The sequence below is a fragment of the Massilia sp. CT11-108 genome, from assembly GCF_047302915.1.
Lineage (GTDB): Bacteria > Pseudomonadota > Gammaproteobacteria > Burkholderiales > Burkholderiaceae_D > Telluria > Telluria orientalis.
This window is the reverse complement of sequence record NZ_JBKYMO010001524.1, coordinates 1-271: the sequence shown is the minus strand read 5'-3', so window position 1 is coordinate 271 and position 271 is coordinate 1. Positions and strand designations below refer to the sequence as shown.

Annotated in this window: 1 pseudogene; it reads right to left on the bottom strand. The window is 73.4% G+C overall.

Annotated elements, in window-relative coordinates:
• Positions 1–271, bottom strand: a pseudogene (locus ACEN88_RS35495) (hypothetical protein); the annotation flags it as partial.

Genomic DNA, 271 nt, shown 5'->3' with positions numbered 1-271 from the left:
CACCAGGCCCTTTACGCGCGTCTTGATGCCGCTGCCGATGCGGCCTTCGCGCTGCGCGCTGCGCAGGCGGAGGGCGAGCGTCATCGCGCGCCGCAGCGGTTCGGTGATGCGCCACGAGGTGCTCGACAACAGATCGACGACGCGCTGCGACATCTCGGCCGCATGCGCCTCGGCCCGGCCGATGCGCTCGTCCAGCCGCGCCAGCGCGTGGTGCAGTTCCTGCGCCTGCGCCTGGGCGCTCGCCAGCTGCTGCGCGAGGTCGGTGCCGTGC